This window comes from Roseovarius sp. TE539, assembly GCF_003298505.1.
Taxonomy (GTDB): Bacteria; Pseudomonadota; Alphaproteobacteria; order Rhodobacterales; family Rhodobacteraceae; genus Roseovarius.
Genome location: NZ_QNGB01000010.1, coordinates 79,883 through 98,446, shown reverse-complemented (window position 1 = coordinate 98,446; position 18,564 = coordinate 79,883). Strand labels below are relative to the sequence as shown.

General features: G+C 62.4%; 21 protein-coding genes and 1 tRNA gene. 7 read left to right on the top strand and 15 right to left on the bottom strand.

The window, feature by feature from the left end:
- Positions 1 to 6: 6 nt before the first annotated feature.
- Genes hemF through clpS form a run of 4 tightly spaced genes read right to left on the bottom strand, consistent with a single transcriptional unit; the run spans position 7 to position 3,122 of the window.
- Entirely contained in the window at positions 7 to 897 is an 891-nt protein-coding gene (gene hemF, locus DQW77_RS08470) for an oxygen-dependent coproporphyrinogen oxidase (RefSeq protein ID WP_113257770.1), read from the bottom strand.
- 46 nt (positions 898 to 943) lie between these two features.
- Entirely contained in the window at positions 944 to 1,744 is an 801-nt protein-coding gene (locus DQW77_RS08465; protein WP_113257769.1) for an SDR family NAD(P)-dependent oxidoreductase, read from the bottom strand.
- A gap of 48 nt (positions 1,745 to 1,792) precedes the next feature.
- Complete coding sequence (locus DQW77_RS08460; RefSeq protein WP_113257768.1) at positions 1,793 to 2,764, bottom strand: class I SAM-dependent methyltransferase; 972 nt, start codon at positions 2,762 to 2,764, stop codon at positions 1,793 to 1,795.
- A gap of 25 nt (positions 2,765 to 2,789) precedes the next feature.
- The gene (gene clpS / locus DQW77_RS08455) at positions 2,790 to 3,122 is read right to left on the bottom strand and encodes an ATP-dependent Clp protease adapter ClpS (RefSeq protein ID WP_113257817.1); all 333 of its coding nucleotides are present in this window, start codon (positions 3,120 to 3,122) and stop codon (positions 2,790 to 2,792) included.
- A gap of 95 nt (positions 3,123 to 3,217) precedes the next feature.
- On the opposite strand from clpS, the gene DQW77_RS08450 reads away from it, so the two are divergent.
- Positions 3,218 to 3,919 (top strand): HAD family hydrolase, encoded by a 702-nt coding sequence (locus DQW77_RS08450; RefSeq protein ID WP_113257816.1) that lies wholly within the window; start codon positions 3,218 to 3,220, stop codon positions 3,917 to 3,919.
- Between the two features lie 284 nt (positions 3,920 to 4,203).
- Here the strand turns inward: DQW77_RS08450 and zapE are convergent, their stop codons facing one another.
- Positions 4,204 to 5,259, bottom strand: a complete 1,056-nt coding sequence (zapE, locus tag DQW77_RS08445) for a cell division protein ZapE (RefSeq protein ID WP_113257815.1) — start codon at positions 5,257 to 5,259, stop codon at positions 4,204 to 4,206.
- A 58-nt stretch (positions 5,260 to 5,317) separates the two neighbouring features.
- Positions 5,318 to 5,761, bottom strand: coding sequence for an Lrp/AsnC family transcriptional regulator (locus DQW77_RS08440; protein WP_113257767.1), 444 nt, complete (start codon positions 5,759 to 5,761; stop codon positions 5,318 to 5,320).
- Positions 5,762 to 5,843: 82 nt separating this feature from the next.
- On the opposite strand from DQW77_RS08440, the gene DQW77_RS08435 reads away from it, so the two are divergent.
- On the top strand, positions 5,844 to 6,446 hold the full coding sequence (locus tag DQW77_RS08435) for a LysE family translocator (protein WP_113257814.1): 603 nt from the start codon (positions 5,844 to 5,846) through the stop codon (positions 6,444 to 6,446).
- Between the two features lie 80 nt (positions 6,447 to 6,526).
- The gene (locus tag DQW77_RS08430) at positions 6,527 to 7,489 is read left to right on the top strand and encodes an acetyl-CoA carboxylase carboxyltransferase subunit alpha (protein WP_113257766.1); all 963 of its coding nucleotides are present in this window, start codon (positions 6,527 to 6,529) and stop codon (positions 7,487 to 7,489) included.
- Positions 7,490 to 7,507: 18 nt separating this feature from the next.
- Here DQW77_RS08430 and DQW77_RS08425 read toward each other — a convergent pair whose 3' ends face one another.
- Genes DQW77_RS08425 through DQW77_RS08415 form a run of 3 tightly spaced genes read right to left on the bottom strand, consistent with a single transcriptional unit; the run spans position 7,508 to position 10,051 of the window.
- Positions 7,508 to 8,671, bottom strand: a complete 1,164-nt coding sequence (locus DQW77_RS08425; RefSeq protein ID WP_113257813.1) for a cation:proton antiporter — start codon at positions 8,669 to 8,671, stop codon at positions 7,508 to 7,510.
- A 2-nt stretch (positions 8,672 to 8,673) separates the two neighbouring features.
- Positions 8,674 to 9,330, bottom strand: a complete 657-nt coding sequence (locus tag DQW77_RS08420; RefSeq protein ID WP_113257765.1) for a GntR family transcriptional regulator — start codon at positions 9,328 to 9,330, stop codon at positions 8,674 to 8,676.
- Positions 9,331 to 9,361: 31 nt separating this feature from the next.
- Positions 9,362 to 10,051 carry a M48 family metallopeptidase gene (locus DQW77_RS08415; protein ID WP_113257812.1) on the bottom strand — a complete coding sequence of 230 codons (690 nt, stop codon included), beginning with the start codon at positions 10,049 to 10,051 and terminating at the stop codon, positions 9,362 to 9,364.
- A 113-nt stretch (positions 10,052 to 10,164) separates the two neighbouring features.
- Between DQW77_RS08415 and DQW77_RS08410 the strand changes: the two genes are divergently transcribed.
- Together DQW77_RS08410 and DQW77_RS08405 are read left to right on the top strand one after the other, a co-directional pair.
- A complete protein-coding gene (locus DQW77_RS08410; protein ID WP_113257764.1) occupies positions 10,165 to 10,488 on the top strand; it encodes a TIGR02300 family protein in 324 nt (107 codons plus the stop codon).
- A 98-nt stretch (positions 10,489 to 10,586) separates the two neighbouring features.
- A tRNA-Ala gene (locus DQW77_RS08405) sits at positions 10,587 to 10,662 on the top strand.
- Positions 10,663 to 10,771: 109 nt separating this feature from the next.
- Here DQW77_RS08405 and DQW77_RS08400 read toward each other — a convergent pair.
- The 3 genes from DQW77_RS08400 to DQW77_RS08390 form a co-directional block, all read right to left on the bottom strand.
- Positions 10,772 to 12,124: a lytic murein transglycosylase gene (locus tag DQW77_RS08400; RefSeq protein WP_113257763.1), complete on the bottom strand. Its 1,353-nt coding sequence runs from the start codon at positions 12,122 to 12,124 to the stop codon at positions 10,772 to 10,774.
- A gap of 105 nt (positions 12,125 to 12,229) precedes the next feature.
- Positions 12,230 to 12,931, bottom strand: a complete 702-nt coding sequence (locus DQW77_RS08395) for a response regulator (RefSeq protein ID WP_113257762.1) — start codon at positions 12,929 to 12,931, stop codon at positions 12,230 to 12,232.
- Positions 12,928 to 13,425: a MarR family winged helix-turn-helix transcriptional regulator gene (locus DQW77_RS08390; RefSeq protein ID WP_113257761.1), complete on the bottom strand. Its 498-nt coding sequence runs from the start codon at positions 13,423 to 13,425 to the stop codon at positions 12,928 to 12,930. Before DQW77_RS08390 ends, DQW77_RS08395 begins: the two co-directional genes overlap by 4 nt.
- A gap of 163 nt (positions 13,426 to 13,588) precedes the next feature.
- Here DQW77_RS08390 and DQW77_RS08385 point away from each other — a divergent pair, with 163 nt between their 5' ends.
- Both DQW77_RS08385 and DQW77_RS08380 read left to right on the top strand, forming a co-directional pair.
- A complete protein-coding gene (locus DQW77_RS08385; RefSeq protein WP_113257811.1) occupies positions 13,589 to 14,455 on the top strand; it encodes a branched-chain amino acid aminotransferase in 867 nt (288 codons plus the stop codon).
- 91 nt (positions 14,456 to 14,546) lie between these two features.
- Positions 14,547 to 15,305: a DUF1353 domain-containing protein gene (locus DQW77_RS08380; protein ID WP_147094946.1), complete on the top strand. Its 759-nt coding sequence runs from the start codon at positions 14,547 to 14,549 to the stop codon at positions 15,303 to 15,305.
- A gap of 25 nt (positions 15,306 to 15,330) precedes the next feature.
- Here DQW77_RS08380 and DQW77_RS08375 read toward each other — a convergent pair whose 3' ends face one another.
- Genes DQW77_RS08375 through DQW77_RS08365 form a run of 3 tightly spaced genes read right to left on the bottom strand, consistent with a single transcriptional unit; the run spans position 15,331 to position 18,562 of the window.
- Positions 15,331 to 16,521: an ABC transporter permease gene (locus DQW77_RS08375; protein WP_113257759.1), complete on the bottom strand. Its 1,191-nt coding sequence runs from the start codon at positions 16,519 to 16,521 to the stop codon at positions 15,331 to 15,333.
- A 5-nt stretch (positions 16,522 to 16,526) separates the two neighbouring features.
- Entirely contained in the window at positions 16,527 to 18,275 is a 1,749-nt protein-coding gene (locus tag DQW77_RS08370; RefSeq protein ID WP_113257758.1) for an ABC transporter permease, read from the bottom strand.
- Positions 18,272 to 18,562: a DUF1330 domain-containing protein gene (locus DQW77_RS08365; RefSeq protein ID WP_113257757.1), complete on the bottom strand. Its 291-nt coding sequence runs from the start codon at positions 18,560 to 18,562 to the stop codon at positions 18,272 to 18,274. Before DQW77_RS08365 ends, DQW77_RS08370 begins: the two co-directional genes overlap by 4 nt.
- Positions 18,563 to 18,564 lie beyond the last annotated feature (2 nt).

Below are 18,564 nucleotides of genomic sequence, written 5' to 3'. Positions count from 1 at the left end.
CCAGGGTCAGATCCATTTCGCCAGTGGCGGCAGGGACATGAGGACGGCGTTCGCGTCGTGCCCCGTTGCCAACCCGAATTTCGTACCCCGGTCATAGACAAGATTGTATTCGGCATACAGGCCACGATGCACAAGCTGCGTGTCCCTGTCCGCCTCGGTCCAGCCCTGCATGCGCCGCTTCTCGACCAGCGGCACGAAAGCCGGCAGGAAGGCGCGCCCGATATCCTGCGTAAGCGCAAAATCCGCCTCCCAATCGCCCGAGTTCATGTCATCCATGAAAATCCCGCCCACGCCGCGCGCCCGATGCCGGTGCGGGATATAGAAATACTCGTCGGCCCATGCCTTGAGGCGCGGATAGTGACTCGCGCCATGCGGATCCAGATGGGCCTTTTGCTGGGCATGGAAATGCGCCGTGTCCTCCTTGTATTCAATACAGGGGTTAAGGTCCGATCCGCCACCGAACCACCAGGCGTGCGGTGTCCAGAACATCCGGGTGTTCATGTGAACCGCAGGGACATGCGGATTCTGCATATGCGCCACCAGGCTGATGCCCGAAGCCCAGAAGCGGGGATCATCCTCCATGCCGGGCACGCCGCGCGCCGCCATCGCCCTTTGCGCCGCATCGCCCAGGTTTCCGAACACTTCCGAGACGTTGACTCCCACTTTCTCGAAGACGCGGCCGCGGCGCATCACGCTCATCAACCCGCCGCCCGCGTCCGATCCGTCATCTGACGCGCGGCGGGTTTCACTGACCTCGAAACGGGCCGGCGCAAGCTCCGACAGCGGGCCATCGGCATGGTTGTTTTCCAAAGTCTCGAAGGCCTCGACGATGCCGTCGCGGAGCTCACGGAACCAGGCCGCGGCGCGGTTTTTCCTTTCTGTGAAGTCTTTGGTCATCTGTATTCCTCGCGAGGCCGCCCGGAAGGGCGGAAGAGCAACGCCATTAATGCGCCGGAGCGGCCACGGGATCAAGCAGCGTGCGCCCGCCATCGACAGTCATGATCTGGCCGGTCATGAACCCGGCACTGTCACAGGCGAGGTATTGCACCGCCTCGGCCAGCTCGGACGGTGAGGCGATACGCCCCAGCGGCGTGTGTTCCTCGATATCGGCGCGGTAGGCACGGTTGTCCTTCAGCGTGTCCTTGAGAGATGCGCTCATCACCGAGCCGAAAGCCAGCGCATTGACGCGGATGCGGTGCGGCGCCAACGCGACGGCCAGTGACCGGGTCATCTGGTCCAGGGCCGCCGACGAGACGGAATAGGCCATCAAATCAGGATGGGTGCGCCGCGCGGCGATGGAGGACAGGTTGACGATTGCCCCGGCGTTGCCTTCGGTCTGTCCCTCGGACTGCTTTATCATCCGCTTCGCGACAAGCTGACTGAGCCGCAGCGAGGTGATCAGGTTTTGTTGCAGCAGCATCTCGACGGCATCATCGTCAGGGTTCAGCGGATCAGAGACCACGACCTGCCGGGATGCGTTGACAAGGATGTCGACCTGATCGAAAGCATCAATCGTGGCCGACAACAGGTTCGCAAGGGTCAGCTTCTCGCGCAGATCCCCGGCATAATAGCGGATATTGCTGTCCTCGCCGGTCTTGCCCAGCTCTTTCACGAGGCGCCCCTCGTCCATATCGGCCAGCATCACGTTGGCGCCCTTGTCGGCAAAATGGCGCCCAATGGCCAGGCCGATACCGTTGGCCCCGCCAGTGATTATCGCGGTCTTGCCGGAGACGGAGAATGACATGCGACGGTCCTTCCTGAAGATGCGCCCGCGCCCGGAGGTTAAGCCGAATCAGCGGCGGTGACGAGACGGGCGGCGCGCATGCAGCACCTTGAAGCGGCTATCTCCGGCGACCTCCACACTTTCCTCGAAGTTGTCCGCCAGTGGCGCCTCGTAGGGCAGGTGGCGATTGGCGACAAGCCATAATTGACCGCCCGGCGCAAGCATTGCGGCGGCCGCGGTTATGAAGGCACGGCCGAGGGCCGGATCAGCATCGCGTCCGGTGTGGAATGGCGGATTGGTGATCACGGTATCCAGTGCCTCTGGCGGCCGCCAGCGCGCGGCATCCTCCCAATGGAACTGTACCCGGGCATCGGGCAGGTTGCGGCGCGCGCAGGACAGTGCGGCATGATCGGCCTCCACCGCATGCACGGTTTCGACGGTATCGCGCTCCAGGATTCGTGCCGCCAGATACCCCCAGCCAGCGCCAAGATCCGCCACGCGCGCGCCGATTTTCCGCGGAAGGGTATCGCCCAGGAGTTTCGAACCGGGATCGATCCCGTCGGCAGAGAAGATACCCGGCGCAGTCACGAAACCATCGTCCAGAGGGGCGGGGCCACCACACCGCCAATCGTCGAATTGTCCAGTTGCGGGGGTGAACCAGAACATCTTGCCATGCGCCTTGGACACCGGTCCCGAAACCGCGGTACGGGCGCGGCATTCCTTGAGCGCGGCCTCCACACCCGCGGTCTTCGGCCCGTCCACGATCACCGGCCCATCGGTCACATCACAAGCCGTCGCGATCAGGTCGCGCGCAAGGGTCCGGGCGCGCGGCAGGCATACCACGGCCGCCGAATACCTGCCCTCCGGTTCGACCGCACAGGCATGGCCCAGTGCGGAGAAGTGATCATGGTCCGGGCGGAACCCGGTCAGAACATGGCACAGCCCCGCCGGCAACGGCGCCAGCTCCGCACCGGCGCGCGGGGCGAAAACCGCGATCCTGCCCGCCTCTGGCAAGGCAAGCCCCCCGTCGGACAGGGCCATTGACAAGCGTGCGGAATTCAAGCGCCTACTCTTTTTCCATGGTGCATTGCAGCGGGTGCTGATGCTGGCGCGCGAAATCCATTACCTGCGCCACCTTGGTTTCGGCAATCTCGTGGCTGAACACTCCCACCACCGCGACTCCCTTCTTGTGTACGGTCAGCATGATCTCGAAGGCTTGCGCGTGGTTCATCCCGAAAAACCGTTCCAGAACCGCAACGACGAATTCCATCGGTGTGTAATCATCGTTGAGCAGGAGCACCTTGTAGAGTGGTGGCCGCTTCGTCTTCTGACGAGTCTCGACAACGACCGAACTGTCGTCATCGTCGTCTCCCGACATCATGATTGTGTGATGGATCATTTGTTTCGCAGACATGTTTGACGTGGCCGTTTCGTCCATTTCTATATAACCACGTGGGGTGGCCTGAAAAGGGGGCGCTGGACGCAAGCCGCGGGATGAAACGGAATTTGACGACAATCGGCTTCGATGCGGACGATACCCTCTGGCACAATGAGAGGTTCTTTCGACTGACCCAGGAGCGGTTCGCTGCCCTGCTGTCGGATCACGTCGACCCGGAAGACCTCATGGTACGCCTTCTGGAGGCAGAGCGGCGCAACCTGGGCCATTACGGATTCGGGATCAAGGGCTTCACGCTGTCCATGATCGAAACCGCGATCGAGGTGACCAACTCGCGGGTGCCGGCTTCGGTCATCTCCGAACTCATCGCCGCGGGGCAGGACATGCTGCGCCACCCGATAGACCTTCTGCCGCATGCCGAATCCTGCCTGCGCAGGCTGGCGGGACGCCACCGGATCGTGCTGATCACCAAGGGGGATCTTCTGGACCAGGAACGCAAGCTCGCACAGTCGGGGCTGGGCGATTTCTTCGACGCGGTCGAGATCGTCAGCGACAAGACCGCACCCGTCTATGCCTCGATCTTCGCGCGGCACGGCGATGGCGCGTCACGCGCCATGATGATCGGAAACTCCATGAAATCGGACGTTTTGCCGGCGATTGATGCCGGGGGCTGGGGCGTACACGTGCCACATGACCTGACATGGGAAATCGAACATGCGGCGCCGCCGCTGGACAGCGGCCGTTTCTTCACGGTGCGCGATCTTGCGGATGTGCCGGATCTGATCGCCGGCCTGGATTGATCCCGGCCCAGCACGATCGCGTGTCCGGACGTGCGTGCCGCATCACGTTGATATGAGTCCGGCTTGCCGGTCCTCGCGATCAATTTATCTAAAACGTCATGAGAGAGGCCTATTCCGGCACTCTGATGACGAAAAGAGGACAATCACCATGCGTATTATTGCACTTGCAACAATTCTCGCCGCCGTATCCGCACCGGCCATCGCCGCGGAGTCCAGCGGCCCCTTCAATGGCAACTGTTTCCCCAAGAAGTGCATCGACCGTTAAGCGATGCCGCGGCCCGGGTTCAATCCCGGGCCCACGCCTCGGACTGCATTTCACGCAGTCGGCTTGCCGTGCGGTCGAACTCGAACGTGCCCTCGCCTTCCAGATAGAGGTATTCAGGTTCTGCCGCAGCCGAACAGACAAGTTGGACACCGGCCTCGTAAAGTGCATCGACCAAGGTGACGAAACGTTTCGCCTCGTTGAAATTCGAGCGCCCCATTTGCGGAATGTTGTCCAGCATCAGGACCCGCACCGCGTCCGCGATGGCCAGAAAGTCCGCCGGGCCAAGAGGATTGCCGCACAGGTCGTAGAAGGTCGCGCGTGCCACACCGTTGTGAAACCGTGGGATCGTGACTTCGCGCCGGTTCACGGTCAGGGCCAGGGGTTCTTCCTGCCCGTCTGACAGATCAGCCCAGATCCGGTCCATCGCGGCCCGCGATTCGCTGTTCAGGGGGGTGAAATAAACCGGGCTTCCGGAGATCCGGCCCTGCCTGTAATCGGTGGGCGAAACCAGCTCGTGCACAACCATCCGCTCTTTCAGAAGTTCAATGAATGGCAGGAAAAGCTGTCGGTTCAGACCGTCCTTGTACAAATCGTCAGGCACACGGTTCGAGGTCGTGACAACCACGACACCGGCATCGAGCAGGGCCTCGAACAGCCGCCCGACCACCATTGCATCGGTTATGTCCGTGATCTGCATTTCATCGAAGGCCAGAAGGCGCGCCGATTGGGCGACACCCGCGGCCACTGGCGCGATGGCATCCTCCTCACCGCGCTGACGGGCCTCGTGTAGCCCGGCATGGATTTCCTGCATGAAAGCGTGGAAATGCACACGGCGGAACGGCACCGGAGCTGTCTTCACGAACATGTCCATCAGCATGGACTTGCCGCGTCCCACCCCTCCCCATATGTACAGGCCTTTCGGGGGTTCGGGGCGGCGGCGGAACCAGCCCCGCGCCGGCTGCGCCAGGCCCGCGCGGATACGCTCGAACTCGGGCAGCAGCGCCTCCTGCGCTGCATCGGGCTTCAGCTGCCCCTCGGCGATCAGCCGGGCATGAACCTGGGTCATCGTTTCCATGATCCCCGGCATATCGCGCGGCGTGCGCGGTGGGAAGAGGCCCGGCCCGCCTGTTGCGTCAGGCGCGTTCGTCCTTTGGCGAGCCCATGACGACATAAGAGGTGATCGCATTGACCTGCGGCAGGGTCCCGATCACGTCGGTGTGGAATGCCTTGTAGGCTGGCAGATCGGTGACCTCGATCCGCAGCAGATATTCGACCGATCCGGTGATGTTGTGACATTCGACAACCTCGGGCGCCACGGCCATGGCGCGTTCGAACGCCTCCTGGCTGGCCTTGGTGTGAGAATTCAGGCCCACTGTCGCGTAGGCGACAAATCCGATTCCCATCGCCCCGCGGTCCAGGATGGCGCGATATCCGCGTATCCGGCCCTGCCGCTCCAGGGCCGCAACCCGCCGCAGGCAGGCAGACGGCGAAAGCCCTATCCGCTCTGCAAGGTCAAGATTGCTGATCCTGCCATCACGCGTAAGTTCTTGCAATATCCGCTCGTCAATACCATCCATGACGATCAGTAATTGCATATTTTCGGAACATTCGCAAAAGAAAGCAATTCAAATGCGCGAGAGGATCAATATGGTTGCAACCATGACGCTGAACCTTCTGACTGCCCTTTTCGCCTTCGCTTTCGTGACCGTCATCACCCCCGGTCCGAACAACCTGATGCTCATGGCCTCCGGGGCGAATTTCGGTTTCCGGCGGACCATTCCGCACATGCTGGGTATCGGGCTCGGGTTCCCTTCCATGGTGCTTTTGGTCGGGGTGGGGGTAATGCAGCTCTTCGATGCCTGGCCCCCCAGCTATACGATCCTCAAGGTGCTCAGCGTCGCCTATCTTCTGTATCTGGCATGGAAAATTGCCAATGCCGCCCCCCCGGGGCGGACCGAGGCCACCGGCCGACCGTTGACCTTCCTGCAATCGGCGGCCTTCCAATGGGTCAATCCCAAGGCATGGTCGATGGCTTTGTCGGCCATCACCCTCTATGCCGCCAGCCGCGATCTGGCAGCGGTTCTCTGGGTCTCGGGCGTCTATGTCTGCGTGTCGGTGGCCAGCACAACCAGCTGGACCGTTCTGGGCCAGCAGATGCGGCGTGTTCTGAAAAGTCCGGCAAGGCTTCGGGCCTTCAACTGGGTCATGGCGATCCTGTTGCTGGCCACGCTCATCCCGGTCCTCTGGCCCGGCACCGCCTGACACCGCGGCCCCGTCCGTCGACGATTGCAAATCCTGCCGTCACCGGCCATATAACGCGGGCGCGATTGCTGGAGTGACCGATGACCAACTACCTCGACTTCGAAAAGCCCCTGGCCGAAATCGAAGGCAAGGCCGAGGAGCTTCGGGCAATGGCCCGGCAAAGCGAGGACATGGATGTCGAACCCGAGGCAGGCGCGTTGGACCGCAAGGCCGCGGACATGCTCAAGGATCTCTACCGCAACTTGACGCCGTGGCGGAAATGCCAGGTCGCGCGGCATCCTGAAAGGCCCCATTGCCGCGATTACATCGAGGCACTTTTTTCAGAATTCACGCCCCTCGCGGGTGACCGGAACTTCGCCGATGATCATGCCGTCATGGGCGGCCTTGCCCGCCTTGATGACAAGCCGGTGATGGTGATCGGCCACGAGAAGGGCAACGATACCAAATCGCGCATAGCACGAAATTTCGGCATGGCCCGCCCCGAGGGATACCGCAAGGCGATACGCCTTATGGACATGGCCGACAGGTTCGGTCTGCCGGTCGTCACGCTGGTCGATACGCCGGGCGCCTATCCCGGAAAGGGCGCCGAGGAACGCGGCCAATCCGAGGCGATTGCCCGCGCGACCCAGAAATGCCTTTCGATCGGCGTGCCGCTTGTCTCCGTGATCATCGGCGAGGGCGGATCAGGCGGCGCCGTGGCGTTCGCAAGCGCCAACCGCGTGGCGATGCTGGAACATTCCGTCTACTCGGTGATCTCGCCCGAGGGCTGTGCCTCGATCCTGTGGAAAGATGCCGAGAAAATGCGCGAGGCCGCCGAGGCGCTGCGCCTGACCGCGCAGGATCTGGTCAAGCTCGGGGTCGCGGACCGGATCATCGACGAACCGCTTGGCGGGGCGCACCGTGACCGCGAGGCCACGATCCAATCCGTCGGCAAGACCGTCACCGCGATGCTGAGTGAGCTTGAGGCGAAAACCCCGAAGAAGCTGATCAAGGACCGCCGCGACAAGTTTCTCAAAATGGGCGACAAGGGGCTCGCGTCCTGAGCGCCGGTACAGTTTGGCTTACCCCCGTTCCGAGACTTTCCGTATCGCCAGCAATGTTCCTGCCGGACCGATCAGCTCGAACAGGACCGTCGTACCGATCGTCAGTGTCAGGACAAGATCGGAATACTGCGGAAATTCCTGTCCGGCGACGAGCGCCATGCCAACCGCGACGCCGGCCTGCGGAAGAAGGGCGATGCCATACCAGGGCCGATGCGCGACAGGCGCCCCTGCCAGCGTCCCGCCAATCCAGCCTCCGGCAAGCCGCGAAGCGATCCTGAGACACACGTAGGCCGCACCGGCCATCCCCGCCCCGGCCAGCAATCCGGGCTCCAGAGACGCGCCCGCCAGCACGAAAAACAGGATCATGAAGGGCCACTGGATATGCTCGATCTCGTGAAACGCCCTGTCATGGTGTCGGGCCATGTTGGCAATGATCATGCCTGCGGTCATTCCGGCGATCAGGAATGACAGGTCGGCCCACATTGCAAGCCCTGCGGTCAGGAACACGATTCCGAGCGCCTCGGTCTGCAATGGTTCTCCCGGGCTCAGCCGCCCGGTCAGGTAGCTGGCCGGCAATCCGATGGCCGTCCCGAGAAGGACCGCGCCAAGGATCTCCCGGCCGGCATCCAGAAGAAGGGCCGTTTCCAGTCCGCCTGCAAGGCCACGCGCCACGACCGCAACCAGCGAGAAGGCCAGGAGACCCCAGGCGTCGTCAATGGCAACGATTCCGCGGATCATGTCCACGAAACGCCCCTCGACACCCGATTGTTGGATCACATCCTGGGTGGCCGCGGGTGCCGTGGCCGTGGCAATTGCCCCCAACAGAAGCGCTGCCTCGGCAGGCACACCCAGAAGCCACAGACCGCCCGTAACAAGGATCAGGGTCACGATCACGATCGACAGCGAAACCCCGAGGATCGCCCGGCCGTCGCGCAGCATGTTGTCGCGCGTCAATGCGCTGCCCAGAAGAAAGGCCACCATGGTCAGCGCGGTGACCGACAGGAATTCGTACCATTCCTCGACCTCCGGCGGAATCAGGCCGAACCCGGCCCGGCCCGCCACCAGACCGCAGGCCAGCAGGAGTGTCACCCGCGGCAAGCGCGTCCGCCTGCCGCCCTCGTCGGCCAGCAATCCGGCAAGGAAAAGCACCCCGAGCGTGATCAGCAGAACAGGCAGATCCACGTTCATTCCCCCTGACGGGTCAGGTGCTTCAGTCCCTGGGTGACATCAGAACGGACGGCAAGCCGCAATCCCGGCTCGTCGCCGGCCTTGAGCGCCGCGATGATCAGCCGGTGAAAATGCGGCGGGTCCTTGCGGCGCAGGCGCCCATAGAGGGCCCGGGTCGTCGGGCCCAACTGAAGCCAGACCGTTTCAGCCATGGCAAGCATTGCCGGCGCCTGCGCCCGGAGAAAGAGGGTCCGGTGAAATTCCAGATTGCGGCGGATGTAAGCCACCCCGTCCTGACGGGCGATATCCTCGGCGATGCGCGCATTGATCGCCTGAAGCCGTTCGATCAGGGCGATATGGGCGCGTGGCAGGGCGCGGCTGGCCAGTTCGACTTCCAGCAGTGCACGCAATGCCGCCAGTTCCTCGATCCGGTCATTGGTAAGCTCTGGCGTCGTCACCCTGCCCGAATTCGAAAGCGTCAACGCACCTTCGGCAGCGAGCCGGCGTATGGCTTCGCGCGCCGGGGTCATGGATACCCCGAATTCACGTCCCAGACCGCGTAGTGTCAATGCCTCACCGGGGCCGATCTCGCCATGCATGATGCGTCCCCGCATGCCGCGATAGACACGGTCATGGGCCGAAGGGGCAGGATCGGGGCGTGGATTGATGAGCATGGACCTTTTGTGATCACAAAATGCCGAATGGTCAATCGTCGAAACGATAGCGGTGAAGGTCTGCCCCGTTGCGGTGCAGCCAGCGGCGCTGCGTCTCGAAATCCGGCCGCAACTGCGCGACAAGCCGCCAGAAACGGGCGGAATGGTTCATCTCACCCAGATGCGCAACCTCGTGTGCGGCCACGTAATCCAGAACGTCTGGCGGGGCCATGATCAAGCGCCAGGAATACATCAGCGCCCCGGCTGATGTGCATGATCCCCACCGTGAGCGCGTATCACGGAGGGTGATACGGCTGTAGTCCAGGCCCAGGTTGGCCGCGTGCCGATCGGATGCCCGCGACAGCCGCTCGCGCGCCAGTGTCCTGAACCACGCCCGAAGCCGGCGCCCCTGAGCATCACCCCGGGGCAGAAGAATCTCGTCACCGATCAAGTAGATACCGCGCCCCTCACCCTGTGCCACTTGCCGCGGCTGCCCCTCAACCGGCACTTTCATGCCCGGGCGCACCACCTGCTGCACGGGCACCCCGGCCAGGCGGCCGCGCAGCCATTCCGCCTTGCTGCGGGCGAAGTCCAGCGCCTCGCGCTCGGACGTACCCGGCGGAACGGTCAACGTCACGCGCCCGTCCAGCCCGGAAATCCTGAGCGACATTCTCCGTGCCCGCGACGAACGCCTGAGCGTCAACGCAACGGGCGGAATACCTTGCAGAACGTGATCGGTCATGTGCATTCCGGGTCGTGTTTCATCGGCGCCGTCCAAAGCCTTTGACAGCCCTGCTCGGTTATGGCAGTTGGCGCGGATCGTCCACAAGACACGAGATGCAAGAGGGATACCATATGCCCAAGGAAGACTGGGGTGTGAAACGCGTCTGCCCGACAACCGGCAAGCGGTTCTACGATCTGAACAAGGATCCGATCGTGAGTCCCTACACCGGTGAAGTCGTCGAACTCAGCACCGGCAAGTCACGGTCCATGACCGCCGACGCCGAGGACGCCGAGAGCAAGAAAGCCAAGAAGGACGAGGCTTCACCCGACGCCGAGGTCCTGGAAGACGACAATGTCGATGTCGATCTTGGCGATGACGTCCTGGAGGACGATGATGACGACAGCGTTTCGCTGGACGACATCACCGATGTCTCCTCGGAGGACACGGAGGGCTGAACGCCCGGCTGCCCGCAGACGGGATTTTCCGCTTGATCCCGTCGGCGGCTTTGCCTAGACAGCGGCGACGGTTCGGGGCATGGCACCCGTCCCGCCTTGGGGCCTTAGCTCAGCTGGGAGAGCGCTTGCATGGCATGCAAGAGGTCAGGGGTTCGATCCCCCTAGGCTCCACCAAATCATGTTTCTCTTTCATCCCCGTCCGACCTGGTGGAATGCGTGTCGTCCAGTCCTGGCATCGGGTCATCGCAGTGCGTTGGCATACGCGCTTCGGAAAGTCGCCCGTTCAACGCCGCTTGAGCAGCGTCAGCAATGTTTGGCTGGGATAACCATCCGGTGTAACACCAACCGATTGCTGGAACGCACGGATCGCATCCACGGTATTCGGGCCGATGATCCCGTCGATCTTTTCAAGACGGAACCCCTTGCGGGTCAGGCGGCGTTGCATTTCCTTTTTTTCCTTGAAGGACAACGGCTCGTATCCGCGTGGCCATCCGGCCTTTATCGGCGCGCCCCCTTTCAGGCGATCAGCCAGGTGCCCGACCCCGATGACATAGGCATCGGCCTTGTTGTAACGCTCCAGGACGGCGAAATTGTCGAATATCATGAAAGCGGCCCCTTGCGCCCCCGCAGGAAGCAGGATCGACGCGCGCCCGTAATCCGGCACCGGCTTGCCATCCATGTCCGTGATACCGGCCCGGGCCCATTGGGACGGCATCTTTCGATTCTTGCGGCGGGCGGCGGAATGATCGAAACCGCGCGGCAACTGCACTTCCACGCCCCATGGCTGCCCCTTGCGCCATCCGAAACGCTTCAGGTAGGCGGCGGTTGACGCCAGGGCATCGGTCGGGTCGTCCGACCAGATATCGCGCTTGCCGTCTCCGGTGAAGTCCACGGCATATGCCAGGTATGACGTGGGAATGAACTGCGTATGGCCCATGGCCCCGGCCCACGAGCCCTTCATGTCCTCCGGCCGCACATCGCCCGACTGGATGATTTTGAGCGCGGCGATCAACTGGTTCTCGAAGAATCGCCCGCGACGGCCGTCATGGGCCAGCGTTGCCAGGGCCTCGATCAGGGGCTTGTCGCCGCGCCGCGCCCCATAGGCACTTTCGAGGCCCCATACGGCCGTGACGATTTCTTTCTCGACGCCATATTTCGCCTCGATCCGGCGCAGGGTCCTTGCATGCTCGCGCAGGGCCGCGCGCCCATTCCGGACCCGCACGGGAGAGGCGGCGCTGTCAAGGTAATCCCATATCTGCTTGGTGAATTCCGATTGGTTGCGATCCTTTGCGATCACGCCCTCGTTGTAACGCACGCCGCGAAATGCCGCATCAAACACTGACGCGGAGATGCCCGCAGCTATTGCGCGACGCCGAAAGCCGCGCACCCACCTTCCGAAATCCGAATCGACGGCCGTCCGCCGTTCCGGACGCGCGGCCGCTGTCTCGGCAATGCCGGCCGGACGCAGAACCGGGCGCAAGCTGCGCACCGGCGACATGACCGCGCGCGCCACCGCCACGCTGTCGTCGGTTGGCCGCATCTGCGGCCGGAGGGAGGTGTCCGGCGCGTTCGCCGCCGCCTGAACCCCTGCGATGATGATGCCCGTAACTGCGGCCAGAAGACCCGTGCTGCGCATTGCCCGGCCCCTTGCTCTTTTGATTTTCCCTGATGATAGCGCGAATTCCGCAAGACCGGAAGCAGTTGCACCGCATGTTGCGGCAAACCGCCGATCCCTCGGCGGTCAATCCGGCGCCAGCATGTAGCCCTCGCCGCGGACCGTCTGAAGGTAACGCGGCTGCTTCGGGTCAGCCTCGATCTTGCGCCGTAGCCGGGTGATCTGAACATCGACTGCACGTTCCTGCGCACGCCCCCGGTCACGGCCCAGATCCTCCACCAGTTTCGTGCGGCTCACCGGGCTGCGCAGGTTTTCCACAAAAATACGCATCAACTGGGTTTCCGTGGCCGTCAGGCGCACTGGTTCGTCCCCACGCATCAGTTCGGCCCGCTCTATGTCGTAACGCGCCGGTCCAAGCTGAAGGATCTTCGGCATCGCCGTTTCCTGCTCCGGCTCGGGCATGCGGCGCAGGATCGCATTGATCCTGAGCAGAAGTTCCCGCGGCTCGAACGGCTTGGCGAGGTAATCATCGGCACCCGCCTCCAGCCCCTTGATCCGTTCTTCGGTTTCACCCTTCGCGGTCAGCAGGAGCACCGGTGTGGAAACCTTCGTCCGGAGGTCACTGGTCAGGCTCACGCCGTCTTCTCCCGGCATCATCACGTCCATCACGATCAGGTCGAATTCCAGGCCGGAAAGGACACGCCGTGCATGACCCGCATCGCGTGCGACCGATACCAGGAACCCGTTGCGCGCCAGAAACTTCCGCAGCAGGCCCCGAATCCGTTCATCGTCATCCACGATCAGGATATGCGGTTCAGGATCGGTCATTCACCTCGCTCCCGGATGGCGCGGTAGCACCGGCGCATGTCACTGTCCATCATCGCCTCCAGAACCTGGCGGAACCCGGCCACCGCGTCGGGGCCGGCGGCGCGATAGGCATCGCGCATGCGCGCGCGTTGCGCATCCGAAAGCCGCCGTTCCAGCGCCTTGCCCTCCTCCGTGAGATAAAGATGCCGTTCGCGTTTGTCATATGTCCCGACCCGGCTCTCGACAAGACCGTCCGCCACCAATGTGCGCAGCACCCGGTTCAAAGATTGCTTGGTCACACCGAGAATGTTCAGCAGGTTGTTCACGGTCGTACCCGGGCCGCGGGCGATGAAATGAATGGCCCTGTGATGTGCCCGTCCGTAGGCCATTGTTTCGAGGATGCGATCCGGGTCCGCGGTAAAACCGCGATATGCAAAGAACATTGCCTCGATGCCCTGCCTGAGCTGCTCGTCGGTGAGGTAAAGAAGGTTTTCTCCGCCCTGCATCTCCGGCATGCCCCGTCTCCGTTTCAGAAACCGCCTTTACCCCGATATTAAGTCAGCTTTATTGACATTCCAAGATCAAACTGGTAGCGAATCGCGATTTCTGCGCAATTTTATGCCCGGTTCGGACGTATCTGGCGCAAGAAATGGAAACGTGGCCGCAAGGGAGATGGCGATGACCGGCTATGATGACCGCGATGGAAAGATCTGGATGGACGGGGCATTGGTGGATTGGCGAGATGCAAAGGTGCATGTGCTGACCCATGCGTTGCACTATGCGTCCTCGGTGTTCGAGGGCGAACGTTGCTACGACGGCAAGGTCTTCAAGAGCCGCGAACACTCCGGACGGCTGCTCAAATCCGGTGAACTGATGGACATGCAGATCCCCTACACGGTGGACGAGATCGAGGCGGCCAAGAAACAGGTGCTCGATGCCAATGGGCTCAGCAATGCCTATGTGCGCGTTGTGGCTTTCCGCGGCGCCGGGCCGGACATGGGCGTGGCCGCGGCGCGCAACCCGGTGCGCATGGCCGTCACCGCCTGGGAATGGGGCAGCTATTACGGCGATGCCAAGACACGCGGCGCCAAGCTGGACATTGCCAAATGGAAACGGCCCAGCCCGGACACGATCCCGACAGATGCCAAGGCCGCCGGGCTTTACATGATCTGCACCATGTCCAAGCATGCAGCCGAAGCCAAGGGTTGCTCCGACGCCATGTTCCTGGATTACCGCGGCTACGTGGCCGAGGCGACAGGGGCAAACATCTTTTTCGTCAAGGACGGCGAGATCCACACGCCCTTGCCGGATGCAATTCTCAACGGCCTCACCCGGCAGACCGTGATCGGGTTGCTGAAGGATCGGCAGATCAAGGTGCATGAGCGCCATATCATGCCCGAAGAACTTGAAGGATTCGAACAGTGCTGGCTCACAGGCTCCGCCGCGGAGGTCACACCGGTGGGTCAGATCGGGGACTACAATTTCGAGGTCGGAAACCTGACCCGCGAGATCGCCGAAGGCTACGAGGCCCTCGTGCGGTCCTGACCGGGCCCGCCCCGGCGCCTTCCGGGGCGGTCAGAATCGTGAATTCGTGTTACCGTCCGGCCGCCGGAAGGTCCGCGAATCGGAGGTCCGCATGCCCAGCTATCTGTTGTTCCGCACATCAGTGCTCGTTTTGGCGGCGCTTATTGCAGGCCCGGTCGGGGCGCAGCCGCTTGACGAATGCCCCGGCCCGCTGGGCGGGGCCATCTGCCGGTTCCTCAACAGCCCGGTCAAGCTTGACCCTGATCCGGTGCGGCTTGACCCCAAGCCACAGGCTTTCTTCGAACTCAGGGACGAGCTGTCCTTCCATGACAGCCGCGGCCGGAAATGGGTGGCGCCGCCCGAAACCCTGACCGACGGGGCCTCAATTCCCAAGGTGTTCATTCCCATGATCGGCGAAAGACGATCAAGCTCGTTCATCAACGCGGCGGCGATGCACGACGCCTATTGCGGTTTCGGAAACGATCACCTCGATCAGTACAAGTCGCGCAACTGGGAGGACGTGCACCGCATGTTCTACGACGCGCTGATCGTCAACGGTACGCCGCGCCTGAAAGCCAAGATCATGTTCGCCGCCGTCTATCTTGGCGGCCCCCGCTGGAACCATGACCGCAGCCGCGACCTGGGCATCGTAAGTTCCCGGGCCCTTCGTCAGGAAATGGAATGGTGCATTCGCTGGATCAAGCGCATGGACCCATCGCGCGAGCGCATTGTGCAGTGGATGAAATCGCGTGAGTCCGATCTGCGAACCGGGAACCAGAAAGAACCGGACTGGGACAAGCTGTTCAGCGAGGACTCATCGCCGGTCACGCGGCCCGAAAACCAGACGCGCGGCGGCGGCGACGTCTACTGACTTGCACCCGACGCATGGTTGTCCCTCAGCCCGGGCTCATACCGCGAAGACGTTCAGACCGGCGCCTCAGCAGTTCCACCGTCGTCAGCAGGCAGATCGAGATGGCCACCAGGATCGTCGCAACGGCAAGGATTGTCGGGCTGATCTGTTCGCGCAGGCCCGTGAACATCTGCCATGGCAGTGTCTTTTGCCCGGCCGAGCCGACAAACAGCACGACAACAACCTCGTCGAAGGATGTGATGAACGCGAAAAGCCCGCCCGAGATGACACCCGGCAGGATCAGCGGCATCTGCACCCGAAAGAAGGTCGTGACCGGGTTGGCGCCCATGTTGGCCGCCGCCCGCGTCAAGGACCGGTCAAACCCGACCAGCGTCGCGGTCACGGTGATGATCACGAACGGGATGCCAAGCGCCGCATGAGCCAGGACCACGCCCCAATACGTGCCCTGAAGCCCCAGCCGGGAATAGAAGAAATACATGCCAGCCGCGGAAATGATCAGAGGCACGATCATCGGCGAAATCAGGATCGCCATGATCGCGCGGCGGAACGGCACGTGCTCCGAACTCAGGCCGATCGCGGCAAGGGTGCCGAAGCTGACCGAAAGCAGGGTGGCCACCGGCGCGATCGAAACGGAGTTCCACAACGCCTGCTGCCAGTCCGCGTTGGTAAAGAAGTCCCGGTAATGCTTGAGTGAATACCCCTCCGGATCGAAACGAAGCATCTCGGGAGTGAAGGTAAAGAAATTCTCGGCGTTGAAACTCAGCGGCATCACCACCACGATCGGAGTGATCAGGAAAAAGAAGATCATCCCGCAGATGACCCTGAAAGTGAAATGCCACAGAACCTGACCGGGTGTCAGATATGGCACCAGCTTGGCCCTGTAACGGCCCTCTCCGATCCAGTAGATGAACCAGCCGAAAAACCAGCCGAAAAGTGCCCCGACCACGAGACCGGGAAGCGCGCCCAGCAGAAAACCGGCCACCGCCATCAGCACGACGATGCCCCAACGGGCAACACGCTCCATTTCCTTGCCAAGAATTCCGAGGCAGAGAAAGCCCATGAGCGCGATGATGCCCGCGCCCGCGGCGACCCCGAGAATACCGGATCCCTGTGCGGTCCCGACGAAGAGACCGGCAAAGCCGCCCGCTGCCCCGACAACCGGCAACGCGAAGGACAAGGGCTTCTTCTCGACATGTTCCAGAGTTATCGCGCTCATTTCATCTACCCCAGCTTCACGTTGTCGATGCCCACGATCTTGTCATAGGCCCAGTAGAGGATCAGGACCACTGCCAGCAGGATCGAGCCCAGGGCCGCCGCGAGCCCCCAATTGAGCGAACTGGATATGTGGTAGGCGATCCGGTTCGAAATGAACGTGCCGGTCGTGCCGCCCACGATCTCGGGCGTGATGTAGTAGCCGATCGACAGGATGAAGACGAGAATGCTGCCGGCCCCGATCCCCGGCACGGATTGCGGGAAATAAACCCGCCAGAATGCCGTCCAGTTCGTCGCGCCCAGCGATTTCGCGGCGCGCAGGTAACTGGGCGGGATTGTCTGCATCACCGAATACATCGGCAGGATCATGAAGGGCAGCAGGATATGCGTCATCGCCACGATGGTGCCGAACTGGTTGTTGATCATCACCAGCCTGTCGCCATCGCCGACAAGGCCCAGCCAGACCATCACGTCATTGATGACGCCCTGGCTCTGCAGCATCACCTTCCAGGCAGATGTGCGCACCAGGAGCGACGTCCAGAACGGCAGCAGAACGAGGATCATCAAAAGGTTCGCTGTCCGCATCGGCAGGTTGGAGAGGATCCAGGCCACCGGGTACCCCAGAAGGATGCAGGATCCGGTGATCACGAGGCTCATGAACAGCGTCCGCTTGAACAGCATGATGTAGATCTGTTGATTCTCGGGGCGCGCTTCGACACCGTCCAGGGTCTTGGCCATGTCCACCGCGTTGAGGAAATACCCGCTTGTGAAGGGGGGGCTGAATATCTTTATCGCGCGCCATGTCTCGTTGGCGCCCCAATCCTCGTCGATCTCCAGGAAGGCCGGCTTGAAGGCGATCTCCGGCATATCCGACAGCATGTCCCGCGCGGCGCGCAGCTCGGCCGCACCGGGCCCCTCATACGCCGCCACATCGGCGCCGGCCTTGAGGTCCTGCACCAGCGCGATCTTGACCGCTTCCCACGGCTCCTCCTCAGAGACGACATCCTCGTCGGCGATCACCGTGAAGAGGGCAAAGACAGTGTAGGCACGGGCCGTGTTCGGAAGGAGTTGCGAAATCTCCGCACCCGGCACGAAGCCGATATCGCCTTTGAAATTGTCGCTTGTCAGGTTCGAAAGGCGTTTACGCTGCGTGTTCAGAAGATCCGTGTTGCCGGCGGCGTCCTCGCCCCCGGTCATCAACGCGTACCAGAACGCTTCATCCTCCCACGCTTCGTCAAGGTCTTCCAGGGCATCGATGTAATCTTCACCAAGATCGTCCATGTCGCGGCCCGACGACCGGAAGAGCGATGCTATTCCCGTCTGCTCGTAATTCAGGCGCGTGCCCAGCTTGGTGTGTTCCTTGGCTTCCGCCGCAAGGAACATGTCGTAGTAAAGCTGTTCGAAAACCGCCTCGCCCGGCGCCTCCTCGGCTTCTGCGTCCCAGTCCGAAACACTTTCGACCGTGCGCGGGAGGGTCGTGCCGACGATCTGGTTCTCGACAGAGCGGAACAGCATGTCGGCGATCGGGGCGATGAAGGTGACGAGGACGAAGATCAGAAGCGGCGCGATCAGCATCAGCGCACGCATCTTCTGCATTCTCAGGGCACGGTTCAGGCTGCGCTTGAGCGGCGTGCCATCGGCCGAAAGGACCGGCCCGCCGTTGCCTCCCTTGCCTTCGAGTGCCGCGGCTTCGTGAAACGCGTCTTCGGGTGTGGGCGCGTCGGCAGTCTGCTGTCCGGTGCTGTTGAGTTTGCTCATTCCTTGCCCTCCACCACGACGATCACGCTCTGAGCGGTGCGCCGCCTTATATCGGCGACCTCCTGGTATTCGGGGTCGTTATATGCTGCCAGGGCCGCCTCGTAGCTTGGAAACTCGATGACGACATGACGGTCGAGGGTTTCCCCCTCCGGTACCTCGCTGCGGCCGCCACGCACGATGAACCGTCCGCCCAGTCCTTCGAGGATCGGCGTGTCACGCTCGATGTATTCCTTGTAGGCCTCCGGGTCGGTGACCGTGATATGGCCGATTATATAGCCCTTGGGCATCT

Coding starts and splice junctions, on each gene's coding strand:
- hemF (WP_113257770.1), bottom strand. CDS start 897: ATGACCAAAGACTTCACAGAAAGGAAAAACCGCGCCGCGGCCTGGTTC.
- DQW77_RS08465 (WP_113257769.1), bottom strand. CDS start 1,744: ATGTCATTCTCCGTCTCCGGCAAGACCGCGATAATCACTGGCGGGGCC.
- DQW77_RS08460 (WP_113257768.1), bottom strand. CDS start 2,764: ATGGCCCTGTCCGACGGGGGGCTTGCCTTGCCAGAGGCGGGCAGGATC.
- clpS (WP_113257817.1), bottom strand. CDS start 3,122: ATGATCCATCACACAATCATGATGTCGGGAGACGACGATGACGACAGT.
- DQW77_RS08450 (WP_113257816.1), top strand. CDS start 3,218: ATGAAACGGAATTTGACGACAATCGGCTTCGATGCGGACGATACCCTC.
- zapE (WP_113257815.1), bottom strand. CDS start 5,259: ATGGAAACGATGACCCAGGTTCATGCCCGGCTGATCGCCGAGGGGCAG.
- DQW77_RS08440 (WP_113257767.1), bottom strand. CDS start 5,761: ATGGATGGTATTGACGAGCGGATATTGCAAGAACTTACGCGTGATGGC.
- DQW77_RS08435 (WP_113257814.1), top strand. CDS start 5,844: ATGACGCTGAACCTTCTGACTGCCCTTTTCGCCTTCGCTTTCGTGACC.
- DQW77_RS08430 (WP_113257766.1), top strand. CDS start 6,527: ATGACCAACTACCTCGACTTCGAAAAGCCCCTGGCCGAAATCGAAGGC.
- DQW77_RS08420 (WP_113257765.1), bottom strand. CDS start 9,330: ATGCTCATCAATCCACGCCCCGATCCTGCCCCTTCGGCCCATGACCGT.
- DQW77_RS08415 (WP_113257812.1), bottom strand. CDS start 10,051: ATGACCGATCACGTTCTGCAAGGTATTCCGCCCGTTGCGTTGACGCTC.
- DQW77_RS08410 (WP_113257764.1), top strand. CDS start 10,165: ATGCCCAAGGAAGACTGGGGTGTGAAACGCGTCTGCCCGACAACCGGC.
- DQW77_RS08400 (WP_113257763.1), bottom strand. CDS start 12,124: ATGCGCAGCACGGGTCTTCTGGCCGCAGTTACGGGCATCATCATCGCA.
- DQW77_RS08395 (WP_113257762.1), bottom strand. CDS start 12,931: ATGACCGATCCTGAACCGCATATCCTGATCGTGGATGACGATGAACGG.
- DQW77_RS08390 (WP_113257761.1), bottom strand. CDS start 13,425: ATGCCGGAGATGCAGGGCGGAGAAAACCTTCTTTACCTCACCGACGAG.
- DQW77_RS08385 (WP_113257811.1), top strand. CDS start 13,589: ATGACCGGCTATGATGACCGCGATGGAAAGATCTGGATGGACGGGGCA.
- DQW77_RS08380 (WP_147094946.1), top strand. CDS start 14,547: ATGCCCAGCTATCTGTTGTTCCGCACATCAGTGCTCGTTTTGGCGGCG.
- DQW77_RS08375 (WP_113257759.1), bottom strand. CDS start 16,521: ATGAGCGCGATAACTCTGGAACATGTCGAGAAGAAGCCCTTGTCCTTC.
- DQW77_RS08370 (WP_113257758.1), bottom strand. CDS start 18,275: ATGAGCAAACTCAACAGCACCGGACAGCAGACTGCCGACGCGCCCACA.
- DQW77_RS08365 (WP_113257757.1), bottom strand. CDS start 18,562: ATGCCCAAGGGCTATATAATCGGCCATATCACGGTCACCGACCCGGAG.